This window comes from Streptomyces sp. NPDC054757 (assembly GCF_053612185.1).
Window position 1 is genome coordinate 1 of record NZ_JBSHBW010000027.1, and the last position, 24,009, is coordinate 24,009.

The 24,009-nt window shown below is 71.9% G+C and carries 19 protein-coding genes; 5 read left to right on the forward strand and 14 right to left on the reverse strand.

All coding sequences use genetic code 11. The annotated features are described in order from the left end of the window. Positions 1-103: 103 nt before the first annotated feature. From ACWGKJ_RS27005 to hrcA, 7 genes are all read right to left on the reverse strand, one after another. Entirely contained in the window at positions 104-3,313 is a 3,210-nt protein-coding gene (locus ACWGKJ_RS27005) for a S41 family peptidase (RefSeq protein ID WP_385024987.1), read from the reverse strand. A 5-nt stretch (positions 3,314-3,318) separates the two neighbouring features. Further along, entirely contained in the window at positions 3,319-4,269 is a 951-nt protein-coding gene (locus ACWGKJ_RS27010) for an ATP-binding protein (protein ID WP_385024984.1), read from the reverse strand. A 116-nt stretch (positions 4,270-4,385) separates the two neighbouring features. After that, entirely contained in the window at positions 4,386-4,904 is a 519-nt protein-coding gene (locus ACWGKJ_RS27015; RefSeq protein ID WP_385024980.1) for a hypothetical protein, read from the reverse strand. A gap of 196 nt (positions 4,905-5,100) precedes the next feature. Next, positions 5,101-5,859 carry a 16S rRNA (uracil(1498)-N(3))-methyltransferase gene (locus ACWGKJ_RS27020; RefSeq protein WP_385024978.1) on the reverse strand — a complete coding sequence of 253 codons (759 nt, stop codon included), beginning with the start codon at positions 5,857-5,859 and terminating at the stop codon, positions 5,101-5,103. After that, the gene (locus ACWGKJ_RS27025; RefSeq protein WP_385024975.1) at positions 5,856-6,932 is read right to left on the reverse strand and encodes a nitronate monooxygenase; all 1,077 of its coding nucleotides are present in this window, start codon (positions 6,930-6,932) and stop codon (positions 5,856-5,858) included. Before ACWGKJ_RS27025 ends, ACWGKJ_RS27020 begins: the two co-directional genes overlap by 4 nt. A gap of 224 nt (positions 6,933-7,156) precedes the next feature. Further along, entirely contained in the window at positions 7,157-8,293 is a 1,137-nt protein-coding gene (gene dnaJ, locus ACWGKJ_RS27030; protein WP_385024972.1) for a molecular chaperone DnaJ, read from the reverse strand. Further along, positions 8,294-9,304 (reverse strand): heat-inducible transcriptional repressor HrcA, encoded by a 1,011-nt coding sequence (gene hrcA / locus ACWGKJ_RS27035; RefSeq protein WP_385024969.1) that lies wholly within the window; start codon positions 9,302-9,304, stop codon positions 8,294-8,296. 157 nt (positions 9,305-9,461) lie between these two features. On the opposite strand from hrcA, the gene ACWGKJ_RS27040 reads away from it, so the two are divergent. Continuing rightward, positions 9,462-10,307 (forward strand): MBL fold metallo-hydrolase, encoded by an 846-nt coding sequence (locus tag ACWGKJ_RS27040; RefSeq protein ID WP_385024966.1) that lies wholly within the window; start codon positions 9,462-9,464, stop codon positions 10,305-10,307. Between the two features lie 10 nt (positions 10,308-10,317). Further along, positions 10,318-11,136 carry a DUF3097 domain-containing protein gene (locus ACWGKJ_RS27045; RefSeq protein ID WP_385024963.1) on the forward strand — a complete coding sequence of 273 codons (819 nt, stop codon included), beginning with the start codon at positions 10,318-10,320 and terminating at the stop codon, positions 11,134-11,136. Positions 11,137-11,226: 90 nt separating this feature from the next. On the opposite strand, the gene hemW is transcribed toward ACWGKJ_RS27045, so the two are convergent. The 4 genes from hemW to lepA all read right to left on the reverse strand — a co-directional run bounded on the left by hemW (position 11,227) and on the right by lepA (position 18,852). Further along, complete coding sequence (gene hemW, locus ACWGKJ_RS27050; protein ID WP_385024993.1) at positions 11,227-12,429, reverse strand: radical SAM family heme chaperone HemW; 1,203 nt, start codon at positions 12,427-12,429, stop codon at positions 11,227-11,229. A gap of 56 nt (positions 12,430-12,485) precedes the next feature. Further along, complete coding sequence (locus ACWGKJ_RS27055) at positions 12,486-14,381, reverse strand: SpoIIE family protein phosphatase (protein WP_385024960.1); 1,896 nt, start codon at positions 14,379-14,381, stop codon at positions 12,486-12,488. Positions 14,382-14,842: 461 nt separating this feature from the next. Further along, a complete protein-coding gene (locus tag ACWGKJ_RS27060) occupies positions 14,843-16,732 on the reverse strand; it encodes an AMP-dependent synthetase/ligase (RefSeq protein WP_385024957.1) in 1,890 nt (629 codons plus the stop codon). 251 nt (positions 16,733-16,983) lie between these two features. Further along, positions 16,984-18,852, reverse strand: a complete 1,869-nt coding sequence (lepA, locus tag ACWGKJ_RS27065; protein WP_385024954.1) for a translation elongation factor 4 — start codon at positions 18,850-18,852, stop codon at positions 16,984-16,986. A 238-nt stretch (positions 18,853-19,090) separates the two neighbouring features. Here lepA and rpsT point away from each other — a divergent pair, with 238 nt between their 5' ends. Beyond that, positions 19,091-19,357, forward strand: coding sequence for a 30S ribosomal protein S20 (gene rpsT / locus ACWGKJ_RS27070; protein WP_385024951.1), 267 nt, complete (start codon positions 19,091-19,093; stop codon positions 19,355-19,357). Between the two features lie 367 nt (positions 19,358-19,724). Here the strand turns inward: rpsT and holA are convergent, their stop codons facing one another. Beyond that, positions 19,725-20,729, reverse strand: coding sequence for a DNA polymerase III subunit delta (holA, locus tag ACWGKJ_RS27075; protein WP_385024948.1), 1,005 nt, complete (start codon positions 20,727-20,729; stop codon positions 19,725-19,727). Between the two features lie 140 nt (positions 20,730-20,869). On the opposite strand from holA, the gene ACWGKJ_RS27080 reads away from it, so the two are divergent. Next, positions 20,870-21,106 carry a hypothetical protein gene (locus ACWGKJ_RS27080; protein WP_385024945.1) on the forward strand — a complete coding sequence of 79 codons (237 nt, stop codon included), beginning with the start codon at positions 20,870-20,872 and terminating at the stop codon, positions 21,104-21,106. Positions 21,107-21,231: 125 nt separating this feature from the next. Here the strand turns inward: ACWGKJ_RS27080 and ACWGKJ_RS27085 are convergent, their stop codons facing one another. Together ACWGKJ_RS27085 and ACWGKJ_RS27090 are read right to left on the reverse strand one after the other, a co-directional pair. Further along, positions 21,232-22,116 carry a YceI family protein gene (locus tag ACWGKJ_RS27085; protein WP_385024942.1) on the reverse strand — a complete coding sequence of 295 codons (885 nt, stop codon included), beginning with the start codon at positions 22,114-22,116 and terminating at the stop codon, positions 21,232-21,234. Between the two features lie 208 nt (positions 22,117-22,324). Continuing rightward, positions 22,325-23,248, reverse strand: a complete 924-nt coding sequence (locus ACWGKJ_RS27090) for an arylamine N-acetyltransferase family protein (protein WP_385024939.1) — start codon at positions 23,246-23,248, stop codon at positions 22,325-22,327. A 207-nt stretch (positions 23,249-23,455) separates the two neighbouring features. Between ACWGKJ_RS27090 and ACWGKJ_RS27095 the strand changes: the two genes are divergently transcribed. Continuing rightward, positions 23,456-23,911: a pyridoxamine 5'-phosphate oxidase family protein gene (locus ACWGKJ_RS27095; protein WP_385024936.1), complete on the forward strand. Its 456-nt coding sequence runs from the start codon at positions 23,456-23,458 to the stop codon at positions 23,909-23,911. Positions 23,912-24,009: the final 98 nt, after the last annotated feature.

Genomic DNA, 24,009 nt, shown 5'->3' on the forward strand with positions numbered 1-24,009 from the left:
CGGGGGCCGCCCGCTTGCGGCCGGCCCCGCGGGGGCCTTCCGACCGAAGCCGTCCCCACGCCGGCCGCGCGCCCCCGCCCGGTCGCGGGCGGGGGCGCGGCCGTCAGCCCGGCAGGCCCGGCGGGGTCTTCGCCGGGGTCTCCTCCAGGGCGGCGAGCGCGATCCTGACCGCCTCGTCCAGCTGCGGGTCGCGCCCCGCCGCGTGGTCCTGCGGTGCCTGGACCACCTCGACGTCCGGGTCGACCCCGTGGTTCTCCACGCCCCAGCCGTAACCCTCCAGCCAGAAGGCGTACTTGGGCTGGGTCACCAGGGTCCCGTCGACCAGCCGGTACCGGCTGTCGATCCCGATGACGCCGCCCCAGGTGCGGGTGCCGACCACGGGTCCGATCCGCAGTGCCTTGATCGCCGCGTTCACGATGTCGCCGTCCGAGCCGGAGAACTCGTTGGCGACGGCCACCACAGGGCCGCGCGGGGCGTCCTGCGGATAGCTGGACGGCCGCATCCCCCGCGGCAGGTCCCAGCCGACGATACGGCGGGCCAGCTTCTCCACCACCAGCTGCGAGGTGTGGCCGCCGCGGTTCTCCCGTACGTCGACGACCAGGCCCTCCCTGGCCACTTCGACCCGCAGGTCGCGGTGGAGCTGCGCCCAGCCGGAGCCGACCATGTCGGGGACGTGCAGATAGCCGAGCCGGCCCCCGGACCGCTCATGGACATAGGCCCGGCGGTCGGCCACCCACGCGTGGTAGCGCAGCGCCTCCTCGTCCCCGGTCGGTACGACCACCACATGGCGGGGGTCGCCCCCGTCCGCGGGTGAGACGGTGAGCTCGACGGGCTTGCCCGCCGAGCCGGTGAGCAGCGGTGCGGGGCCGGTGAGCGGGTCGACCGGCTGGCCGTCGACGGCGAGCACGGTGTCACCCGCGCGGACCGCGACGCCCGGCGCGGCGAGCGGTGAGCGTGCCGCGGGGTCGGAGGTCTCCGAAGGCAGCACCCGGTCGATACGCCAACGGCCGTCCTCCGTACGGGAGATGTCGGCGCCGAGCAACCCCTGCCGGGTGGTGTCGTCGCGCCAGCCGCCGAGCGGTGTCACATAGGCGTGCGAGGTGCCCAGCTCGCCCTGGACCTCCCAGAGCAGGTCGACCAGGTCGTCGTGGGTGGCGATGCGGTCGAGGACCGGCCGGTACCGGTCCAGGACCCCGTCCCAGTCCACACCGGACATGTCGGGGCGCCAGAAGTTGTCCCGCATGATGCGCCCGGCCTCCTCGTACATCTGCCGCCACTCGGCGGCCGGGTCGAGGGTCCGGCGGATCCGGGAGAGGTCGACGGAGACACTGCGCTCGCTGTCCTCGTCCGCCTCGGGCTTGGAGACCCGGCTGTCCGAGGGGACGACGCGCAGCTTGCCGTCCGTGTGCAGCACCAGCCGCTTGCCGTCGCCGCTGACCTCGAAGTGGTCTACGTCCGGGGCGAGTTCCTCCTCGCGCAGCTTCTCCAGGTCGTACCGCTCCAGGACGGTACCGGGCCAGGGGGCGTCGGGGGTGGCCCCGCTCGTGCCGAGGACCCCGCGCAGCGGATGGCGCAGCCAGAGCAGTCCGTCCCTGGCGGCGCGCAGCGTCGAGTAGCTGCCGGCCTCGACGGGCAGCGGAACGATCCGGTCGGCGAGACCTTCGAGGTCGATCCGGGTGACGGGCAGCGCGGTGGGTGCGTCGTGCTCGTCGGCCTCCTTGTCCTTCTCGGTCGCGCGGCCGTGCCGCTGCGGCCCGAAAGGGGACGGTGTGGTCGCGGCGAGCGTCAGCAGATGCGGGCGGCAGGTGCCGATGAACGCCATGTCGAAGACGTGCGCGTCGTAGACCGGGTCGAAGGCGCGCTCGGAGAGGAAGGCGAGGTGCTTGCCGTCGGCCGTGAAGGCCGGGGCGAAGTCCCGGAAGCGCAGCGGGGTGGCATCGGCGACGGAGAGGTCGGCGAGGTGCGCGAGCTTGAGCTGGCGCAGCGGCTCCGGGCCGGGGTGCGACCAGGCGAGCCAGGCGGAGTCGGGTGAGAAGACCAGGCCCGACACGTCACCGTCGGCGCTGCGGTCCACCTCGTGCACATCGCCGGACTCGCGCTCGACGACCAGCAGCCGTCCGTCGTGTGCGGCGACGGCGAACCGGCTGCCGTCCGGGGCCGCGGCGAGCCCGAGCACCCGGCCGATACGGCCCTGGGCGATACGGCGCGGGGCGGCGGCCGGGCCTGCCCCGGTCGCGGGCGCGCACTCCAGGGCGTCCTCGCCCTCCGCGTCGGTGACCCAGACGACCTGCTCGGCGCCGTCCGCACGGAAGGTGCGGGGCAGTCTGGCCCGTACGCCCGGTTCGGCGGCCAGCGCGCGGACCGGGCCCTCGCGGTGGGTGACCCAGTGCACGGCGCCGCGCGACTCGACGGCGCTTCCGCGTCCGGTGCGGTCGGGGGAGACCGTGCCGATGTGGTGCCCGGCGCGCACGGAGTGCGGCTGGAGGTCGGTGCGCTGGCCGCCGAGGCGGACCTCGATCCGGCGGGGTCCGGCGCCTTCGAGGTCGTCGACGATCCACAGTTCACCGGCCGCCATGTAGACGACCCGGGTGCCGTCGGTGGCGGCCTGGCGGGCGTAGAACCCGTCGATGGGGGTGTGCCTGCGCAGCTCCGAGCCGTCCGGGAGCGAGGAGTAGAGCGCCCCGGTGCCCTCGTGGTCGGAGAGGAAGGCCACCCGGCCGCCCACCCAGAGCGGACACTCGATGTTGCCGTCCAGTCCGGCGTGCAGCCGTACGAAGTCGCCGCCGGTCTCACCGGTCCACAGCTTGCCCGCGGTGCCACCCCGGTACCGCTTCCAGCTGGCGGCCTCGCGGCCCATCGTCGCGGAGAGGAGCAGTACCCGCCCCTCCGGGCCGTACGCGAGGGAGCCGACCGGCCCGTACGGCAGGGTCCGTGCCGGGCCGCCGTCGACCGGGACGGCCCGCGCCCAGCTGCGCCGCAGCGAGACCTGGCCCTGGGTGCTGATGGCGAGCACCTCGCCGTCCGGGGTCCAGCCCCGGACCGACGTCCGGGCGTCGCCCCAGTACGTCAGACGCCTGGAGGGGCCGCCGTCGGACGGGGCGATATGCACCTCGGGTGCGCCGTCCCTGGTGGAGGTCCAGGCGATCCAGTGGCCGTCGGGCGATATCCGTGGATGGCTGACGGGGCTGTTGTCGGCGCTGACACGCCAGGCACGGCCGCCGTCGAGCGGGGCCATCCAGACGTCGTCCTCTGCGGTGAAGGCGATCAGATCGCCCTGGACATGCGGAAACCGGAGATAGGAAGGCTGTGTCACAGGGATCACCCTAGGCTGTCGCCCAGTCCGGCGAGCCTGAGTTGTCCGTACTCCCGGTGCGCCAGCGGCAGCCGGTAGGTCCCGCCGCGCTGCGCGAGCACCACCGACGAACTCACCAGCGAGGCGAGCGAGGATCCGTCCGGGAAGACCGTGCGGACCTGCTCGGCGGTGAAGGGTCCGGTGAACGCCGACAGCCGGGCCCAGAGCAGCCGTTCGGCCCTGCTGCACAGCTCGTGGCTCCACTCGACGGTCTCCAGGAGCGTGCGGTGCCTGGCCGGGTCGCCGGGGCCGTCGGTGAGGACGGCGAAGCGCCCGCCGGGCGAGCGGAGCACTTCGTACAGCTCCTTGGCGGGCATCTGCCGCAGGCTCCGGGCGGCGAGGAGGGTGGAGAGCGGATCGCCGTCGAGCTGCCCGGCCAGCCGCCCGGCCCAGCAGTCCGGCAGCTCCACACCGTATGAGGCGGCGTGCTCCCTGAGCAGTCCGGCGGTCTGTTCGCGGGACAGCGGCGCGACCTCCACCAGGTCCTCGCCCGGTACGCCGAGCGGTCTGCGGCTGGTGGTCAGGATCCGCAGCTCAGGACAGCTGTCGTGCAGCCGGCCGACGAGGTACGCGCAGCCCGTCAGCACATGTTCACAGGTGTCGAGGAGGAGCAGCCCCCGGCTGTCGGCGAGCAGGTCGAGCACCGCGCGCACCGGGTCGGTGCCGGGGGCGGGCGCGGTGTGCAGCGCGGTGGCCACCAGGTACGGGACGAGCGCCGCGTCCGGGCAGCCGGAGAGGTCGACCCGGTGCACGGGCGCACCGGTGCGCGGGGCGGCGTCGCTGACTCTGCCGGCCAGCCGTGACTTGCCGACGCCGCCGGGGCCCGTGAGGGTCACCAGACGGGTGGCGGCGAGGCGTTCGGAGAGCGCACCGAGCTCCGGCTCGGGCAGGACGTCCGGTTCGGGAAGTGCAGCCATGGCCCCACTCTGACCGGCGAAAGCCCGCCGCGCGCGGGAGTGGGGCGAAGATCCGTACACCTAAATCCGCGGGCGGGATACCTAGACGGGATACCTAAGTGCCGGCCGGGCGGTGGCTACTTGCCCGGGTACTGGGTGACGGTGGCGGTCACCGTCACCGTGGGATGTGCCCCGCCGCCGCCGTGGTCCGAGGCGCGCGGCGCTGTGGCGGTGTCGTGGTGCGGGGCCGCGCAGTTGCCAAGGAGGGTGGCCCTGAAGGCCAGTTGCCCGCCGACCGTGCTGGTCAGGCTGCCGCCCACACAGCGTCCGTCGACGCTCCTGGTCACCCGGCCCTTGACCGTGATGTCCTTCTTGTCCTTGGTCCTGCCCTGGCAGTCGACCTCTGCCACGCGGTGCTTGGCGGTGGAGGACGCGGGCGAGGCGCCGCCCTCGGCGTCCGCGGTGCAGGAGAGCCAGGTGACGCCGACGCCGTGGTGCTCAAGGGCGCTGGTGGCGGTGGTGTCGGTGGTGTAGGCGATGGATGCGGTGTTCAGCCCGTCGACCGGATCGCAGGCCGTGAGGCCCGACACGGCCGCGCAGACGGCGCCGAACGCCACGAGAACCGACCGGTATCGCACATGCCTCGATGCCCCCATACGGAGCAGGGTCCCACTCAACGGGCCCGAAGTGCAGCCTCTCTTCGGCCACTTCACTCTCGCGGGTGGCTTGACCACTCCGGCGGATGGCGGGCCACTCGCGGGTTTCGCGCCGCTCCCGCGGGTGGCGGACCGCTCGTAGCTTTCGCGCCGCCTCCGCGGGTGGCGGACCGGACCACTCCCCCTGCCGGACGGCTCAGCTCCAGCGTCCCGTCCTGGCCAGCAGCAGCGCCGCCGCGGCCGTCCCCGCCGTGGAGGTCCGCAGCACACTGCGCCCCAGCCGGTACACCCCGGCCCCGGCCGCCGTGAACGCCGCGAGCTCCTCCGGTGACACTCCCCCTTCGGGGCCGACCACCAGCACGATCCCGCCCCGGGCGGGCAGTTCGGCCGCGGCCAGCGGCTCGCTGCCGTACTCCTGGTCCTCGTGCAGCACCCCCGCCAGGTCGGCGTCGGCGAGGAGCGCGGCGACCTGCTTGGTGCTCAGCGCTTCGGTGACCTCGGGAAAGCGGGTCCGCCGGGACTGCTTGCCCGACTCCCGTGCCGTACTGCGCCATTTGGCGAGGGACTTGGCGCCCCGGTCGCCGCGCCACTGGGTGATGCAGCGCGACGCCTGCCAGGGCACGATCACGTCGACGCCGGTCTCGGTCATGGTCTCGACGGCGACCTCGCCGCGGTCGCCCTTGGGCAGCGCTTGTACGACGGTGATCCGCGGGACCGGTGACGCGTCCTCGGTGCAGGCGTCCACCCGGAGCTCCAGCCGGTCCTTGCCCTCGGCCGCCAGGACCACGCACTGCGCCCAGCGGCCCGCGCCGTCGGTCAGTACGACGTCCTCGCCCGCCCGCAGCCGCTTCACGGAGACCGCGTGCCGGCCCTCGGGGCCGTCCAGGAGGAAGGTGGCGCCGGATGCCGTACCCGGTCCTGGGACCGTCTCGACGACGAAGACCGGGGCGGTCATGACGCGTCGCCCCCGGCCAACACCGCGCGGGCGGCTGCCAGTTCGGAGATCAGCACCTCGACCAGCTGTCCCGCGGGCAGTTCCCGGGCGAGGCGGTGGCCCTGCCCGGCCCAGAGCGCCATGCCCTGGGCGTCGCCCACCCCGGCGGCGGCCTTGCGCAGTCCGGCGGTGAGGTAGTGCACCTGGGGGTAGGCGGCGGGGGCGTACGGGCCGTGCTCGCGCATGAAGCGGTTGACGAGGCCGCGCGCTGGGCGCCCGCTGAACGCGCGGGTGAGATCCGTGCGGACGAAGAGCGGATTGGTCATGGCCTGCTTGTGCAGCCTGTTCGCCCCGGACTCGGGGCACACCAGGAAGGCCGTACCGAGCTGGGCCGCGTCCGCGCCCGCCGCGAGCACCGCGGCGATCTGGGCGCCGCGCATCAGCCCGCCGGCCGCCACGACCGGCAGCTGCACGGTCTCCCTGACCTGCGTGATGAGCGACAGCACCCCGATGCCCGTGCCGTCGTTCTGCGGGTCGTCGCGGTGGGTGCCCTGGTGGCCGCCCGCCTCGATGCCCTGCACACAGACCGCGTCGGCACCGCACCACTGGGCGGTCTGCGCCTCCTCGGGAGTGGTGACGGTGACGATGGTGAAGGTGCCGGCCCGGTCGAAGGCGTCGAGCACGTCACGGGAGGGGCAGCCGAAGGTGAAGGAGACGGCCGGGACCGGGTTGTCGAGCAGTACGGCCAGCTTGGCCTCGTACCCGTCGTCCGTGCTGCCGTGGACATCGCCGAGGGGCGTCTCGTACCAGGTGGACTCACCGGCGAGCTGGTGGCTGTAGACCTCGACGGCGGCCGGGTCGGGGTTGCTCTCGGACTGCGGCATGAAGAGGTTCACGCCGAAGGGCAGCGAGGTCAGCCCGCGCAGCTGTTTGATCTCCTCGTACATGCCGTCCGCGGTCTTGTACCCGGCGGCGAGGAACCCGAGACCGCCGGCCTCGGAGACGGCTGCGGCGAGCTGCGGGCCTGAAGCACCGCCCGCCATGGGGGCCTGCACGATCGGATATCGGCAGAGATCGGCGAGTACGGAGGACATGACCGCATCGTGCCACGTCCTCCGCACCGCACCGAATCGGTGGCGGCCCGAAGACGACCGCCGGGGCGTCGGCCCCCGGGTGCCCGGGCCCCCGGCAGAAGAACAACCGCGGGCTACCTCCCGTTGAACGCGTCCTTCAACCGGGAGAACAACCCCTGCTGCCCCGGCCGACCGCATCCCCCGGGGGACGACCCCCGGACCCCCGGCAGAAGAACAACCCCCGCCTACCGCCCGTTGAACGCGTCCTTCAGCCGGGAGAACAGCCCCTGCTGCCCCGGCTGGAACTGGCCGGTCGGGCGTTCCTCGCCGCGCATCTTGGCGAAGTCCCGCAGCAGCCGCTCCTGTTCGGCGTCCATCTTCGTCGGGGTGAGCACCTCGACATGCACGATCAGGTCGCCACGGCCACCGCCGCGCAGATGCGTGATGCCGCGCTGGTGCATCGGGATCGACTGGCCGGACTGCGTGCCCGGCCGGATGTCGACCTCCTCCAGCGCGTCCAGCGTCTCCAGCGGCACCTTCGTGCCCAGCGCCGCCGCCGTCATCGGGACCGTCACCGTGCAGTGCAGATCGTCGCCGCGCCGCTGGAAGACCGCGTGCGGCAGCTCGTGGATCTCGACGTACAGATCACCGGCGGGGCCGCCGCCGGGGCCGACCTCGCCCTCGCCCGCGAGCTGGATCCGGGTGCCGTTGTCGACACCGGCCGGGATCTTCACCGTCAGGGTGCGGCGGGAGCGGATGCGCCCGTCGCCCGCGCACTCGGGGCACGGGGTCGGCACGACCGTACCGAAGCCCTGGCACTGCGGGCAGGGCCGCGATGTCATGACCTGACCCAGGAAGGACCGGGTGACCTGTGAGACCTCGCCACGGCCGCGGCACATGTCGCAGGTCTGGGCCGAGGTGCCGGGGGCGGCGCCCTCGCCGCTGCAGGTCGTGCAGACCACAGCGGTGTCGACCTGGATGTCCTTCGTGGTGCCGAAGGCCGACTCGTTGAGGTCGATCTCCAGCCGGATCATCGCGTCCTGGCCGCGCCGCGTACGCGACCTCGGCCCGCGCTGGGACGACGTACCGAAGAACGCGTCCATGATGTCCGAGAAGTTGCCGAAGCCGCCCTGGCCGAAGCCGCCGGCTCCGCCGCCGCCCGCCTGCGAGAGCGGGTCGCCCCCGAGGTCGTAGACCTGCTTCTTCTGCGGGTCCGACAGCACCTCGTAGGCGGCGTTGATCTCCTTGAAGCGTTCCTGCGTCTTGGGATCGGGATTGACGTCCGGGTGGAGCTCGCGCGCCAATCGCCGGAATGCCTTCTTGATCTCGTCCTGGGAAGCGTCGCGGCGCACGCCGAGAACGGCGTAATAGTCCGTGGCCACTTACGACTCCGCCAGGATCTGTCCGACGTAACGTGCCACTGCGCGTACCGCTCCCATCGTTCCGGGGTAGTCCATGCGGGTCGGTCCGACCACGCCGAGTTTGGCGACTGCCTCGTCGCCCGAACCGTAGCCGACGGCGACGACCGATGTGGACGTCAGGCCCTCGTGGGCATTCTCATGCCCGATGCGTACGGTCATGCCCGAGTCCTCACCGAGCAGCTTGAGCAGCACGACCTGCTCCTCAAGCGCTTCCAGCACCGGCCTGATGGTCAGTGGGAAGTCATGTCCGAATCGCGTCAGATTGGCGGTTCCGCCGATCATCAGCCGTTCCTCGGTCTCCTCGACCAGCGTTTCGAGCAAGGTCGCGAGCACCGTGGAAACCGTACCCCGGTCCTCCTGTTCGAAGGACTCGGGCAGGTCCTGCACCAATTGTGGGACGTCCGCGAAGCGCCGCCCCACCACCCTGCTGTTGAGCCGGGCGCGGAGGTCCGCGAGAGAAGTCTCACCGAACGGCGCCGGGCAGTCGATCATGCGCTGTTCGACCCGTCCGGTGTCCGTGATCAGTACGAGCATCAGCCGGGCCGGGGCCAGCGCGAGCAGTTCCACGTGCCGCACCGTGGAACGGGTCAGCGACGGGTACTGCACCACGGCGACCTGCCGGGTGAGCTGGGCCAGCAGCCGTACGGTCCTGGCCACCACGTCGTCGAGGTCGACGGCGCCGTCCATGAAGTTCTGGATGGCGCGCCGCTCGGGCGACGAGAGGGGCTTGACCCCCGCGAGCCGGTCGACGAACAGCCGGTACCCCTTGTCCGTGGGGATGCGGCCCGCGCTCGTGTGCGGCTGGGCGATGAATCCCTCGTCCTCCAGGGCCGCCATGTCATTGCGGACGGTGGCCGGTGAGACACCGAGCCGGTGCCGCTCGGTGAGCGCCTTGGAACCGACCGGCTCCTCGGTGCCCACATAGTCCTGGACGATGGCGCGCAACACTTCGAGTCTGCGTTCGCTGAGCACCCGCGCACACCTCCAGCTGTCGATCCGGACCTTCCTGGCACTCGGAATGTTCGAGTGCCAGCAGCGTCCCAGTGTACGGCGGAGGGGTTCACCGCTGGCAAGGGCGGCCTGTCGCGCGGTCGCGCCGGTCTCCGCCGGGCGGGGATAACGTCGGGGTATGGACGCCACTGACCCCTCTTGGACAATCTCCTCCTGGGAAAACTCCGGCTGGGAGCATCTGGCGCCCGGCGTGGGCCGGTGCCGGCTCCCGCGCTGGGACGCCACGGCCGGGCTGGTGGCGGGCCGCTACGGCGCGCTGCTCTTCGACACGGGCGCGACCCTGCGCGAGGGCCGGGAGGTCCGGCTGCGCGCGGAGGCGGCGCTGGGCCGCCGGGTGACCCATGTCGCGCTGAGCCATCCGCACTTCGACCATGTGCTGGGCACGGCCGCGTTCGCAGGCGTCCAGGTGTACGGGGCGGTGGGGACGGAGGCGCTGCTCACCCGGGGCTCGCGCGGCGCCGACGCACTGCGCGAGGACGCGGTACGGCACGGGGTCCCGGCGGCCGAGGCCGCCGAGGCGGTGGCGCATCTGGTCGCCCCGCACCATCCCGTCTCCGGGGAGCTGACCCTCGACCTGGGCGGCCGGAGGGTCACCCTGGTGAACTGCGGCCCCGGCCACACCGGCCACGACCTGGCGCTGCTCGTCCCGGGCGGGAGCGGAGGGCCGGGCCACGGCGAGTCGGGTGGGTACGGCGGGCCGGGTGGGCACGGCGGACCGGGCGGGAGGCCCGAGGGGGCGCCGGGCGGCCGTACCGTCGTCTTCTGCGGTGATCTGGTCGAGGAGTCGGGCGAGCCTCAGGCGGGCCCGGACGCGATGCCGGGGCGCTGGCCCGCCGCGCTGGACCGGCTGCTGGCGCTGGGCGGCGAGGACGCCCTGTACGTACCGGGGCACGGGGCCGTGGTCGACGCCGCGTTCGTCCGTGCTCAGCGGCGGATGCTGGCAGCGCGCCCCGGGGTGTCGTAGCGTCTGCGGAATGCGCAGCTACAGCCCCGACTTCACGCCGCCGTGGAAGAAGCAGACACCCGCCCGCGAGGTCGCGGCCGAGCCGGATCTGGTGGTCGAGGAGATCGCCACCGGTTTCTGCGGTGCGGTGATCAGGTGCGAGAAGACGGCCGAGGGTCCGACGGTCACCCTGGAGGACCGCTTCGGCAAGCACCGGGTGTTCCCGATGGGGCCGCGCGCCTTCCTTCTGGAGGGCCGCCCGGTCACACTCGTACGCCCCACCGCGGCGCCCCGGCGCAGCGACCGGACCGCGTCCGGTTCGCTGGCGGTGCCGGGCGCGCGGGCGCGGGTGGCGCGGGCCGGGCGGATCTATGTCGAGGGGCGCCACGACGCGGAGCTGGTCGAGCGGGTGTGGGGCGACGATCTGCGGATCGAGGGGGTCGTGGTCGAGTATCTGGGGGGCATCGACGATCTGCCCGGGATCGTCGCGGAGTTCGCCCCGGCGGCGGACGCGCGGCTGGGGGTGCTGGTCGACCACCTGGTCCCCGGTTCGAAGGAGTCCCGGATCGCGGCGGAGGTCTCCAGTGACCATGCGCTGGTGGTGGGGCACCCCTACATCGATGTCTGGGAGGCGGTGAAGCCGTCGTCCGTGGGGATCGCGGGGTGGCCGTCCGTACCGCGCGGACAGGACTGGAAGACGGGGGTGTGCCGGGAGCTGGGCTGGCCCGAGAACACCGGCGCCGCCTGGCAGCGCATCCTCGCGAACGTACGGTCCTACCGCGATCTGGAGCCCGCGCTGCTGGGCCGCGTCGAGGAACTGATCGACTTCGTGACGGCACCGGAGGACTGACGCCCCTCCTGGGGGCGCCTCCCAGCGGTAGCTGGGGGAGATTGAGGAGCGGGGTCCGGGGCGGGAGCCCCGAGTGGGCGGCGCCGGCCCTCAGTCCACCAGGTCCCGCACCACCGCGTCGGCCAGCAACCGCCCCCGCAGGGTGAGCACCGCCCGCCCCGCCTCGTAGGCCCCCGCATCGAGCAGCCCGTCCCCCAGGGCGCGCCGGGAAGCGGCGAGCCCCGCCGGGGCCAGGATGTCCAGCGGGCAGCCGTCGCGCAGCCGCAGTTCCAGCAGGATGCGCTCCACCCGGCGGTCCTCGGCCGGCAGGATCTCCCGGCCCGCGCCGGGTGACTTCCCGGCCGCCAGGGCCGCCGCGTACGCGCCGGGGTGCTTGACGTTCCACCAGCGCACGCCGCCGATGTGGCTGTGCGCGCCGGGGCCCGCGCCCCACCAGTCCGCACCGCGCCAGTACAGCTCGTTGTGCAGACAGCGGCCCGCATCGGTGGTGGACCAGTTGGAGACCTCGTACCAGGAGAACCCCGCGTCGGCCAGTACCGAGTCCGCGATCAGATAGCGGTCCGCGTGTTCGTCGTCGTCGGTCATCGGCACCTCGCCGCGGCGGATCCGGCGGGCCAGCTGGGTGCCCTCCTCGACGATGAGCGCGTAGGCGGAGATGTGGTCGGGCCCGGCGCCGACCGCCGCCGAGAGCGACGCCCGCCAGTCGTCGTCGGACTCCCCCGGCGTGCCGTAGATCAGGTCCAGATTGACGTGCTCGAAGCCCGCCGCGCGCGCCTCGGCGACACACGCCTCGGGCCTGCCCGGGGTGTGGGTGCGGTCGAGGATCTTCAGGACGTGCTGCCGCGCGCTCTGCATCCCGAACGAGATCCGGTTGAACCCCCCGGCCCGCAGCTCCGCCAGATACTCCGGGCCGACGGACTCGGGGTTGGCCTCGGTGGTGATCTCGGCGTCCTCGGCGAGGCCGAACTCGTCCCGGACCGCCGCGAGCATCCGTACCAGGTCCGCCGCGTCGAGCAGGGTCGGTGTGCCACCGCCGACGAAGACCGTGCTCACCGGCCGCGGGTCGTCGCCGAGCACCTTGCGGGCCAGCCGGACCTCCTCGGTGAGGGTCGTGGCGTAGTTGTCCTGCGAGGCCAGCACACCGCCCGAACCGCGCAGCTCGGTCGCGGTGTAGGTGTTGAAGTCGCAGTACCCGCAGCGCGTCGCGCAGTAGGGCACATGCAGATAGAACCCGAGCGGCCGCTCACCCGCACCCTTCAGGGCATGACCGGGCAGCGCCCCGTCATCGGGCATGGGCTCACCATCGGGCAGTACGGAAGGCATGCCCCCATTGTCCCCCGGCCCCGGGACTACTCCGCCCGCAGCACCAGGAGCGCCATGTCGTCGTCCAGCGGCTCCACGCCGAACGCGTAGACCGCCTGCTTGATCCGCTCGGCGACGCCCTCGGCGGTCAGCCCCGCGCAGCCCGCGAGCTCGGCCGAGAGTCCGTCGCCGTCGTCGAACATGCGCGGGCCGGCCCGCCGCTCGGTGACGCCGTCGGTGACACAGAGCAGTGTGTCGCCCGGCAGCAGGTCGAAGGTCTCGCTCTCGTACGCGACGCCCTCGACCACACCCAGCAGCATCTGGGGCGCGGCGGCGGCCCGTACGGTCCCGTCGGGGCTCAGCAGGAGGGGCAGCGGGTGGCCCGCGCTGGCCAGGGTGCACCGCACTCCGGCGCCGCCGGGCAGCGGCACCAGCTCGCCGTAGAGCAGGGAGAGGAACCGGGACTGGGGGTCCTCGTGCAGCTCCTGGCCGCCCGCCACCGCGACCATCCGGGCCGCCGCCTCGGCGGTCTCCATCGCGTCGTCGAGCAGCAGCTTGTTGAGCCGGTCCAGCACCTCGGAGACCTGGTAGCCCTCGCGGGCGAGCAGCCGCAGCCAGGGGCGCGCGAGCCCGGTGACGACAGCCGCCTCCGGGCCGCTGCCCTGGACATCACCGAGCGCGAAGCACCAGCGGCCACCCGCGCTCTCGCCGGGGAAGACGTCGTAGAAGTCGCCGCCCGCGACGCCCTCACCGCGCGGCTCGTAGACAAGGGCGCTGTCCACGCCGGGGATCTCGGCGACGCTGCTGGGCAGCAGTCCGCGCTGCAGGACCCGGCTGATGGTGGCCTGCCGGGTGTACTGGCGGGCGGCGCTGACCGCCAGCGCGACCCGGCGCGCGAAGTCGCCCACCAGGGCGGTCACTTCCTCGTGGGCGCGGCGCCCGGCGTTGCGGCCGAGGAGCAGGGTGCCCAGCGGGCGGCCCGCGGTGAGCAGCCGGTAGCCGAGCACCGTGCCGTCGGCGCCTGCCGCACCGTCGGCGAGTGGCCACTCCAGGGGTACGGCGCCGCCGCGCGCCGAATCGGGCAGCTGCGGCGGGTCCTTCTCCAGTACGGCCCGCAGCTCGTCGATCCGGTTCTCGTGGGCGTGCCAGACCCGCGACAGCCTCGGTCTGCGCCCGGGGCCGCCGGCCTCCGGGTCCAGCCAGACGGCGCACCAGTCGCCGAGCCTGGGCACCAGGAGCTGTCCGGCCAGGGCGGCGATCATGTCCTCGTCGAACTGCCCGGCGAGCAGTTCGGATGCCTCGGCGAGGAAGCTGAGCGCCCCGCTGCTGCTCCACTCGCGTTCGCCGCCCTGTGCGCGCCGGGGCGCGGGGGCCAGGATCTCGGCGGCGCGCAGTCCGCGCCGGAGGCTGCCGCTGCCGGGGGCGGGCCGCGGATCGCCGCCGTCGAGCGGCAGCCGGGTCCAGACCGTCTTGAGTCCGGTCCGGTAGGTGATGCCCCAGGCCTCGGCCAGGGAGGAGACGAGCCGCAGCCCGCGGCCGTACTCCGGCATGCCGTCGTGCTGGTCCTCCGGTTCGTTGCGCACCTCCCGGGACGGGTGGTGGTCGGACACCTCGATCACCAGGGCGGGCGCCTCGTCGCCCGCCGCGCCTTCCAGCCGTACGAGCACCTCGACCGTGGTGCCGGCGTGCACGACGGCGTTGGTGACGAGTTCACTGACGATCAGGACGGAGTCCTCGGCCAGCTGGTCGGTGAACCCGGTGGTGGCGGGCAGCCCGAGCGCGGTCCAGTCGGCCAGCGCGGCCCGGACGAATCTGCGGGCGGCCGACGGGGACAGCGGGTTGCCGGGCAGGCTGGTGCGGACCACCGACGACACGCCGTCCGCCGGACCTGAGGGGCGCACGGCGGGGCCCGCTGTCTCCCTCTGTACGGGAATGGACCCCACTCGGTGGCTCCCTGACCGGATCTGGCGTTGCGCGACGACGACAACGACAGAGTGACAGACCGGGCCCGCCCATATGCGTCGAGTTACTCAAATGGGCCGTGTCGAATGGAGAAGGCACTGGTCGGCGGGGTGGCGGAGACTGGGATTCCGGTACGGCGACGGCCCCGGCCGGGATCCTGCCGCCGTCCGGAGGTGTCCCTCGGACGAGGGAACGGGAGAGGCGGGGCACGGCGTGCGGGGCGGGGCACGGCGGTGGCCCGCGGAACAGGACCGGCGGCTGAGCCTGCCACCGGTCCTGTTCCGCGCCCGTCCCGTGCGCCCCCTATGCCCCGTGCGCCCCCCTGGGCTGTGTCCGCTGGGCCGTGTCCGCTGAGCCGTGTCCGCTGAGCCGTGTCCGCTGAGCCGTCTCCGCTGAGCCGTCTCCGCGAAGTGCCGACAGGCCCTGACGCCCCGCGCTGCCGCTATGCCTCGCGCGTCCCCGCGTACATCTCCTCGATGAGCCCCTTGTACTCGCGCTCGACGACCGGCCGCTTCAGCTTGAGGCTGGGGGTCAGCTCGCCGTGCTCGATGTCCAGATCGCGGGGCAGCAGCCGGAACTTCTTGACGGTCTGCCAGCGCTGGAGCCCCTCGTTGAGCCGCTGCACATAGCCGTCGATCAGCGACTCGACCTCCTTGGACGCCACCACGTCGGCGTAGCTCCGGCCGCCCAGGCCGTTCTCCTCGGCCCAGCCCAGGATGGTCGGCTCGTCCAGGGCGATCAGGGCCGTACAGAAGTTACGGTCCGCGCCGTGCACCAGGATGTTGGAGACGAACGGGCAGACCGCCTTGAACTGGCCCTCGACCTCGGCCGGTGCGATGTACTTGCCGCCGGACGTCTTGATCAGGTCCTTCTTGCGGTCGGTGATCCGCAGATAGCCGTCGGACGACAGCTCACCGATGTCGCCGGTGTGGAACCAGCCGTCGGACTCCAGCACTTCGGCGGTCTTCTCCGGCTGCCGGTGGTAGCCCGCCATGATGCCGGGCCCGCGCAGCATGACCTCGCCGTCGTCGGCGATCCGGACCTCGGTGCCGGGCAGCGGCTTGCCGACGGTGCCGGTGCGGTAGGCCTCGCCGGGGTTGACGAAGGAGGCGGCGCTGGACTCGGTGAGGCCGTACCCCTCCAGGATGTGGATGCCCGCCCCGGCGAAGAAGAGCCCGATGTCGGGGGCGAGCGCGGCCGAGCCCGAGACACAGGCACGCAGCCGCCCGCCGAAGGCCTCGCGGATCTTGGCGTACACCAGGGCGTCCGCGGCCTTGTGCTTCGCGGAGAGCGCGAACGGCGCCGAAGCGGAGCCCGTGTGCCGGAAGTTGTCCTGAGTGACCTTCGCGTACTCGCGCGCCACGTCGGCGGCCCACTGGAAGATCTTGTACTTGGCCGCGCCGCCGGCCCGCGCCTTGGCCGCGACCCCGTTGTAGACCTTCTCGAAGATCCTGGGGACGGCTGCCATATAGGTCGGCTGGACGACCGGAAGGTTCTCGATGATCTTGTCAACCCGGCCGTCGACCGCGGTGACATGGCCGACCTCGATCTGGCCGGATGTGAGCACCTTGCCGAAGACGTGCGCGAGCGGCAGCCAGAGGTACTGGACGTCATCCTTGGTGATCAGCCCGGTGCTCACGGTGGCCTTGGCCATGTACGACCAGTTGTCGTGCGGCAGCCGGACCCCCTTGGGCCTGCCGGTGGTGCCCGACGTGTAGATCAGGGTGGCGAGCTGGTCGGCGGTGATGGCACCGATCCGCTCCTTGACCGCCCCGGGGTTCGCCGCCAGGTACGCGGCCCCGCGGGCCTCCAGATCGGCGAGCGACAGGACCCAGTCGGCCTCGTCCGTCGGGTCGGGCTCCAGGCCCGCGCTGTCGATCACCACGACATGACGGAGGTCGGGCAGCTCGGCACGGCGTTCCCGCGCCTTGGCCAGCTGCGCGGCGTCCTCGGCGATCAGCACCCGGCTCTCGGAGTCGGAGAGGATGTACGCGGATTCCTCGGTATTGGTCGACGGGTAGATCGTCGTCGTCGCGGCTCCCGCGCACATCACGCCGAGGTCGGCCAGGATCCACTCCACCCGGGTCGACGAGGCGAGCGCGACGCGCTCCTCGGGCCGCACGCCGAGTTCGACGAGACCGGCGGCGATGGCGTACACCCGCTCGGCCGCCTGGCCCCAGCTCAGGGACTTCCACTCGTCGGGCCCCTCGCCGGAGGCCGCGGGCACCGGATAGCGGTACGCCTCGGCATCGGGCGTCTCGGCAACCCGCTGGGTGAAAAGGGTCGCCACGGAGGGCGGCCGGGTCTCGATCAAAGTCTGTGTGTCGCTCACGACGTCGTCCTCCGGGCCTGCGGGCAGCTCTGCGCGACTGGCTGGTGGCTGTTATTAAACTGGCGAGTAACTAGTGATCAGAGTAGAGCGCCGCTGTCCCCCAACGTAAGAGGGAACGGCCGTGTGCTTCATAACGAACGGGCCCCCGTGCCGTAGCGCGGGGGCCCGTCTGCCGACTGCCGTTCCGGTTGCCGCCGTTTCCCGACGGTTCCTGGCGTTCTCGTACCGGTCTCGTACCGTTCTCGTACCGGCTACTTCTTCTTGCTCTCGCCGGACTCGTCGGTCGACAGCACCGCGATGAAGGCCTCCTGCGGGACCTCCACATTGCCGACCATCTTCATCCGCTTCTTGCCTTCCTTCTGCTTCTCCAGCAGCTTCCGCTTACGGGAGATGTCACCGCCGTAGCACTTGGCGAGCACGTCCTTGCGGATGGCGCGGACGGTCTCACGGGCGATGACACGGGCGCCGATGGCCGCCTGGATCGGCACCTCGAAGTTCTGCCGCGGGATCAGCTTCTGCAGCTTGGCGACGAGCCGCACCCCGTACGCGTACGCCTTGTCCTTGTGCGTGACGGCGGAGAACGCGTCGACCTTGTCGCCGTGCAGCAGGATGTCGACCTTGACGAGCTGGGCCGCCTGCTCGCCGGTGGGCTCGTAGTCGAGCGAGGCGTAGCCGCGGGTCTTTGACTTCAGCTGGTCGAAGAAGTCGAAGACGATCTCGGCGAGGGGCAGGGTGTAGCGGATCTCGACCCGGTCCTCGGAGAGGTAGTCCATGCCGAGCAGGGTGCCGCGGCGGTTCTGGCACAGCTCCATGATCGCGCCGATGAACTCGCTGGGGGCCAGCACCGTGGCGCGTACGACCGGCTCGTGCACCTTGTCGATCTTCCCCTCGGGGAATTCGCTCGGGTTGGTGACGGTGTGCTCGGTGCCGTCCTCCATGTCCACGCGGTAGACCACGTTGGGCGCGGTGGCGATGAGCTCCAGATTGAACTCGCGCTCCAGCCGCTCCCGGACCACATCGAGGTGGAGCAGGCCGAGGAAGCCGACCCGGAAACCGAAGCCGAGTGCCGCCGAGGTCTCCGGCTCGTACACCAGGGCGGCGTCGTTGAGCTGGAGCTTCTCCAGGGCCTCGCGGAGGTCCGGGTAGTCCGAGCCGTCCAGCGGGTAGAGCCCGGAGAACACCATCGGCTTGGGGTCCTTGTAGCCGCCGAGCGGCTCGGTGGCGCCCTTCTGCAGCGAGGTGATGGTGTCACCGACCTTCGACTGCCTGACGTCCTTCACCCCGGTGATGATGTAGCCGACCTCGCCGACGCCCAGACCATCAGAAGGGGTCATCTCCGGCGAGGAGACGCCGATCTCCAGGAGCTCGTGGGTGGCGTTGGTGGACATCATCCGGATGCGCTCACGCTTGTTCAGCGAGCCGTCGACGACCCGGACGTACGTGACGACGCCCCGGTACGAGTCGTAGACCGAGTCGAAGATCATCGCGCGGGCGGGGGCGTCGGCCACCCCGACCGGGGCCGGGACGTCCTTGACGACCCGGTCGAGCAGCGCGTCCACCCCGACGCCGGTCTTCGCGGAAACCTTGAGCACGTCCTCGGGCTGGCAGCCGATGAGGTTCGCCAGCTCCTCGGAGAACTTCTCGGGCTGCGCGGCCGGCAGGTCGATCTTGTTGAGCACCGGAACGATCGTGAGGTCGTTCTCCATCGCCAGATAGAGGTTGGCGAGGGTCTGCGCCTCGATGCCCTGGGCCGCGTCGACCAGCAGGATCGTGCCCTCACAAGCGGCGAGGGAACGGGAGACCTCATAGGTGAAGTCCACGTGACCAGGGGTGTCGATCATGTTCAGGACATGGGTGGTGCCCAGGTCCCCGCCCGTGGTGGGCGCCCAGGGCAGCCGCACCGCCTGGGACTTGATCGTGATGCCGCGCTCGCGCTCGATGTCCATACGGTCGAGGTACTGGGCGCGCATCTGCCGCTGGTCGACCACCCCGGTCAGCTGGAGCATCCGGTCGGCAAGGGTCGACTTGCCGTGGTCGATGTGCGCGATGATGCAGAAATTGCGGATCAGCGCCGGGTCGGTACGGCTCGGCTCGGGCACGTGGGTAGGAGTCGCGGGCACGCAGGGTCCTGATTCTTGAGACGCCGGGCGTCTCGTCTCGGGCGATGGCGGATCGATACGTAGGCTCCATGGTCCCATGACCGGGGGGCCGATCCCGTTTTGGGCCGGTGGAGGGCGGGCTGGTACCGTGGTCAGCTGTGCCTCCTGGGCCTTCCGGTCGAACGCTCCACACGGTTCGTACCGGCCCGCGCGGAGGCATCGGAATGCTCGGAAATCATCGAACCTGAAAAGGCTTTTCGTGGCGAACATCAAGTCCCAGATCAAGCGGAACAAGACCAACGAGAAGGCGCGCCTGCGCAACAAGGCCGTCAAGTCGTCGCTCAAGACCGCGATCCGCAAGTCCCGTGAGGCCGCTGCCGCGGGCGACGTCGAGAAGGCCACCGCGGCCGCCCGGCTGGCCTCGCAGCAGCTCGACAAGGCCGTCAGCAAGGGCGTCATCCACAAGAACTCGGCGGCCAACAAGAAGTCGGCGATCGCCAAGCGCGTCGCCGCCATCTCCGCCTGAAGCTGACCGATCCGGTCCGGCCGCACGGCTGACCGCTTTCGAGTGACTTCGCTACGGGGCCTTTCCAGGCCCCACCCCGTCGTCCCGGGCCCAGCGGCCCCTCTACCGCTCCGGTACGACACCCCGCGCCGCACACGGCCTGCGTTCGCCACGCGGGTGCGGCGCACCAACGCTTGAGCCGGGGCCCCGCCTCTGTCCTTCCCCAGGATGGAGGCGGGGCCTTCGGTGTGGGGAGCCTTGGGGGCCCCACCGGGGTTGCCCGCCTTAGGCGCTTACGGCCTCCGGCGTCACGGCGCCGCCAGTCTCGGCGCCCCCGCGCTCTTCGGTGTCGGCAGACCCGGCATCCGCACTTGCGACGCCGGCCCGCTCAGCGGCGCATCCGGGCGGCGCGTGCCACCATGACCACGGCCCGTTCCAGCTCGTACTCCGGGTCGTCACCGCCGCCCTTGACCCCGGCGTCCGCCTGCGCGACCGCGCGCAGTGCCACCGCAAGCCCGTCGGGTGTCCAGCCGCGCATCTGCTGCCGTACCCGGTCGATCTTCCACGGCGGCATACCCAGCTCACGCGCGAGGTCGGCGGGGCGCCCGCCACGCGCCGACGAGAGCTTGCCGATGGCCCGGACCCCCTGCGCCAGAGCGCTGGTGATCAGTACCGGAGCGACCCCGGTCGACAGCGACCAGCGCAACGCCTCCAGCGCCTCGGCCGCACGCCCTTCGACGGCCCGGTCGGCGATCGTGAAACTGGAGGCCTCGGCGCGCCCCGTGTAGTACCGCCCGACGACCGCCTCGTCGATCGTGCCCTCGACGTCCGCGACGAGCTGCGAGACCGCGCTCGCGAGCTCCCGCAGATCACTGCCGATGGAGTCGACCAGCGCCTGGCACGCCTCGGGGGTCGCGGAACGGCCCAGGGCGCGGAACTCCGACCGTACGAAGGAGAGCCGCTCGGCCGGTTTGGTCGTCTTCGGACAGGCGATCTCGCGTGCGCCGGCCTTGCGTGCGGCGTCCAGCAGCCCCTTGCCCTTGGCGCCCCCGGCGTGGAGGAGCACCAGGGTGATCTCGTCGGCCGGGGCGCCGAGATAGCTCTTCACGTCCTTGATCGTGTCGGCGGAGAGGTCCTGTGCGTTCCGCACGATGACGACCTTGCGCTCCGCGAAGAGCGAGGGGCTGGTCAGCTCGGCGAGCGTGCCGGGCTGGAGCTGGTCGGACGTGAGATCGCGGACATCCGTGTCGGCGTCGGCCGCGCGGGCGGCGGCGACCACCTGCTGCACGGCGCGGTCGAGCAGCAGGTCCTCCTGGCCCACGGCGAGGGTGAGCGGCACGAGCGGGTCGTCCGCGGAGTTCCGCTGACTCTGTTGACTCTGTTTCCGGATCATCGCGGTCCAGCATCCCATGGGGCACTGACAAGCCCTGCGGACCTCCGTGGTGCCGGGGCCCCGGCCGAGCCGCCGCCCGCCGCACCGGGGCTCCGGCCGTGCCCGAGAATGGTCCGGTGAGCGATGTGAGAGATGCGGATGTGAGACACGTATTGGTACTGCCCGACCGCGACGCCGCCGAAGAGGTGGCCGGCGAGGTGGCCGACCGCTTCGGGGTGACCGACGAGCCCCAGCTGGTCCGGGACGCGCTGGCCGGGGAGGACGACGCCGAGGACGCGCAGTGGCTGGTCGTCGTCGAGGACCCGCAGCGGCGGCTGGACCCCCGGGCACTGGACGCGTTCGCGGCCGAGTACGAGGGGTGGCTGGAGGCCCCTTAGGAGGTGTGGGGATGCGGGGGTGTGGGGATGCGGGGGTGTGGGGCTGGCCTGGACCCCTCGCCCGGAGGCGAGGGGGGGACGACAGTCCGGGGCCGGGAAGCCGGGGGGCGTCCGGCCCAGGGTCGCTACTTCTTCACGATCTGGACGTCCAGGTCGATGGTGATGCTGTTGCCGACCACCGCGATGCCGCGGGCCAGCATGGTCTGCCAGCTGACGGTGAAGTCGTCACGGCGCAGCTCGGTGGTGGCACGGCAGGCGGCGCGCACCTCCCCCTCCATGCCGTTGCCGATGCCGAGGTACTGCGCGTCGAGCGTGACGGTGCGGCTGACGCCGTGCAGGGTGAGCGCGCCGGTCACGGCCCAGCGACTGCCACCGCGGTGCACGAAGCGGTCGCTGTAGAACTCAAGCGTCGGGAAGTGCGCCACGTCCAGGAAGTCTCCCGAGCGCAGATGGTCATCGCGCATCTGGACGTTGGTGTCGATGGACGCCGCGTCGATGATGACGTGCATCGCGGAGTCCTCCATGTGGTCCGCGATCCTGACCGCGCCCGCGAAGGTGTTGAACCGGCCGTGGATACGGGCCAGTCCGATATGGCGGGCGGTGAAGCTGATCTGCGAGTGCATCGGCTCGATCTCCCACTCGCCCGGTTCCGGCAGCGAGGGCGGCTGGGCGATCTGGAGCGTGACATCGCCGAGCGCGGAGTGGCCGCCCTCGGTGACGTTGGCGCTGCCGTGGAAGGGCGTGAACCCCTCGGCGGTGACGGCCAGCCGGTACTCGCCCGGGGGAACGGTGGCGAAAAGGGAGCCGTACGGGTCGGTCTCGCCGCCGAAGGTCCTGCGGCCCATGGTGTCGGTGAGGACGAACTCCGCCTGCGGGACAGCACCGTTGACGGGGTCGAGCACCCGGCAGCTGACCATCCCCGCGTGGGCGGGCAGGGACAGTCCGCCAAGAGGGCCACCACCGCGTCCCGCGCCGGTCTTCGACCGGTTACCAAACCAACGGCTGAACACTTCTCAGAACCCCCCGTGCATCGGGCCGACCTCGGTCGCGCGCGTGGAGGACGTCATTGTCGGGGCGGCGACCCGCTGACGAATAGGCATTCGATCACTGTTGGCACGTTCTGGGCAAACGGCGCTGGTCGTGGGGGTTGACGGTCAGCTGTCACGAGTTGCGCTCTCTCGGGCGCTCACTCGCGCCTACCCGCGCCGACTCAGACACTTACTCAGAAGTAATGTCCTTCCGTACCGGCACCCGGTCGAATTCCAGCCCGAAGTGGTCGCGATAGGCGGCGAGAACGGCAGCGTCGCTTCCCAACTCCCGCTCATGCCGCTCGCCGTGCGTGGTGGTGATCAGTTTGTCGCCGCTGAGCGTGATCCGGCCGTGGTCGCTGAGCCGGGAGCAGATGAGTGACCGGGTGAAGTGGGAGGCGGGCGAGGTCCGGTGGTACCAGGCCGCCGCCTCGAAGTCGGCCAGCTCACGCGGGCGCCGCTCCAGCCGGTACTGGGGTGTTCCGTCCCGTACGACATCGAGGTCGCCGTCGTCCGCGTCCATGCCCGCCTCGGCGATCCGGAACGTGCCGCCGGGATCCCGCTGGTCGCCCCGCACACCGAACGCCAGCGGGTGGTGGCTGTGGTCGCCGAACCCGACGTCGGCGAGCCAGGGTCCGGTGCCATCGGCCGTCCCGACCCGCAGGGCGAGGTGGTCGTATGGGATGCCCAGGCCGCCGCCTGGGCTGTGCACCCGGGCCTGGAGAAGCGTCACCGGGAAGCCCAGAGCCCGCAGCAGCGCCGCGAAGGCGCCGTTGAGCTCGTAGCAGATGCCGCCGCGCCGGGCGCCGACGATCTTGTCGACGAGCGGTGCGTCCGCGAGCACGATGTCCTCATCCCGGTGAATGGACAGGTTCTCGAACGGCACCGTGCGCAGATGCCGCAGCTGCAGCTCACGGAGGGCCGACGCGTCGGGTGCGGTGGGACGTTCGGCCCCGATGCGCCGGAGATACGCGGCCACCCACGCGGGCTCGGGCGCCGTCTCCGGTGAGCCGGCTGACGGCCTGTCCAGTGATCCGCCCTGCGATCCGTCCAGCGATCTGCTCTGCGATCCGCCCTGCGATCCGTCCAGCGGTGTGCCCGGCGATCTGTCCATGCGGTCAAGTCTCGCTCCCCGCACGGACTCGCGCCATGCACCGGAACGCCTGCGGCAGACCTGCCGGGACCTGCCGGGACCTGCCGGGACCTGCCGGGACCTGCTGTAGACCTATTGAGACCTCCCCGGCCATGGGAGTCCTAGGGCCGGGCGACTAGGCCCTCAGCACGATCCCCCGGCGGCGTTTCGCCACTAGCGTGGTCGGCCATGACGAACCCGGAACCGGCGCGCAGTCGGCAGCAGCGACGGCAGGACACCATGGGCCGGCTGGAGCAGGACGTCGACTGCTGGGTGGCCACAGCCGGCGCGGACGGCGAACCCTGCCTCGTGCCCCTGTCGTTCGTATGGCACGAGGGCAGCGTGGTGATCTGCACCCGCCGCACCAATCCGACCGGCGCCAACCTGGTGCGGGCCGGACGTGCCAGGGTCACGCTCGGCCACACCAGGGACGTGGTGCTCATCGAGGGCGAGGGCGAACAGCTGACGGGCGACAGCCGCACCGCGGCGGCCGACGCCTTCGCGGCGAAGCTCACCTGGGATCCGCGTGCCGAGAAGGGGTATGTGTATCTGCGGATCACCCCGAAAGCGGTCCAGGCCTGGCGCGAGGTGAACGAGATCGCCGGCCGCGATCTGATGCGCGACGGCACCTGGCTCGACGACTGACTGCACCGGGCCACCGGCCGCGGTCGCCCCGCCCGCGGTCGCCCCGCCCGCGGTCGCCCCGCCCGCGTCCCGCGGCTGGTGGCCCGGTGACCGCGGAC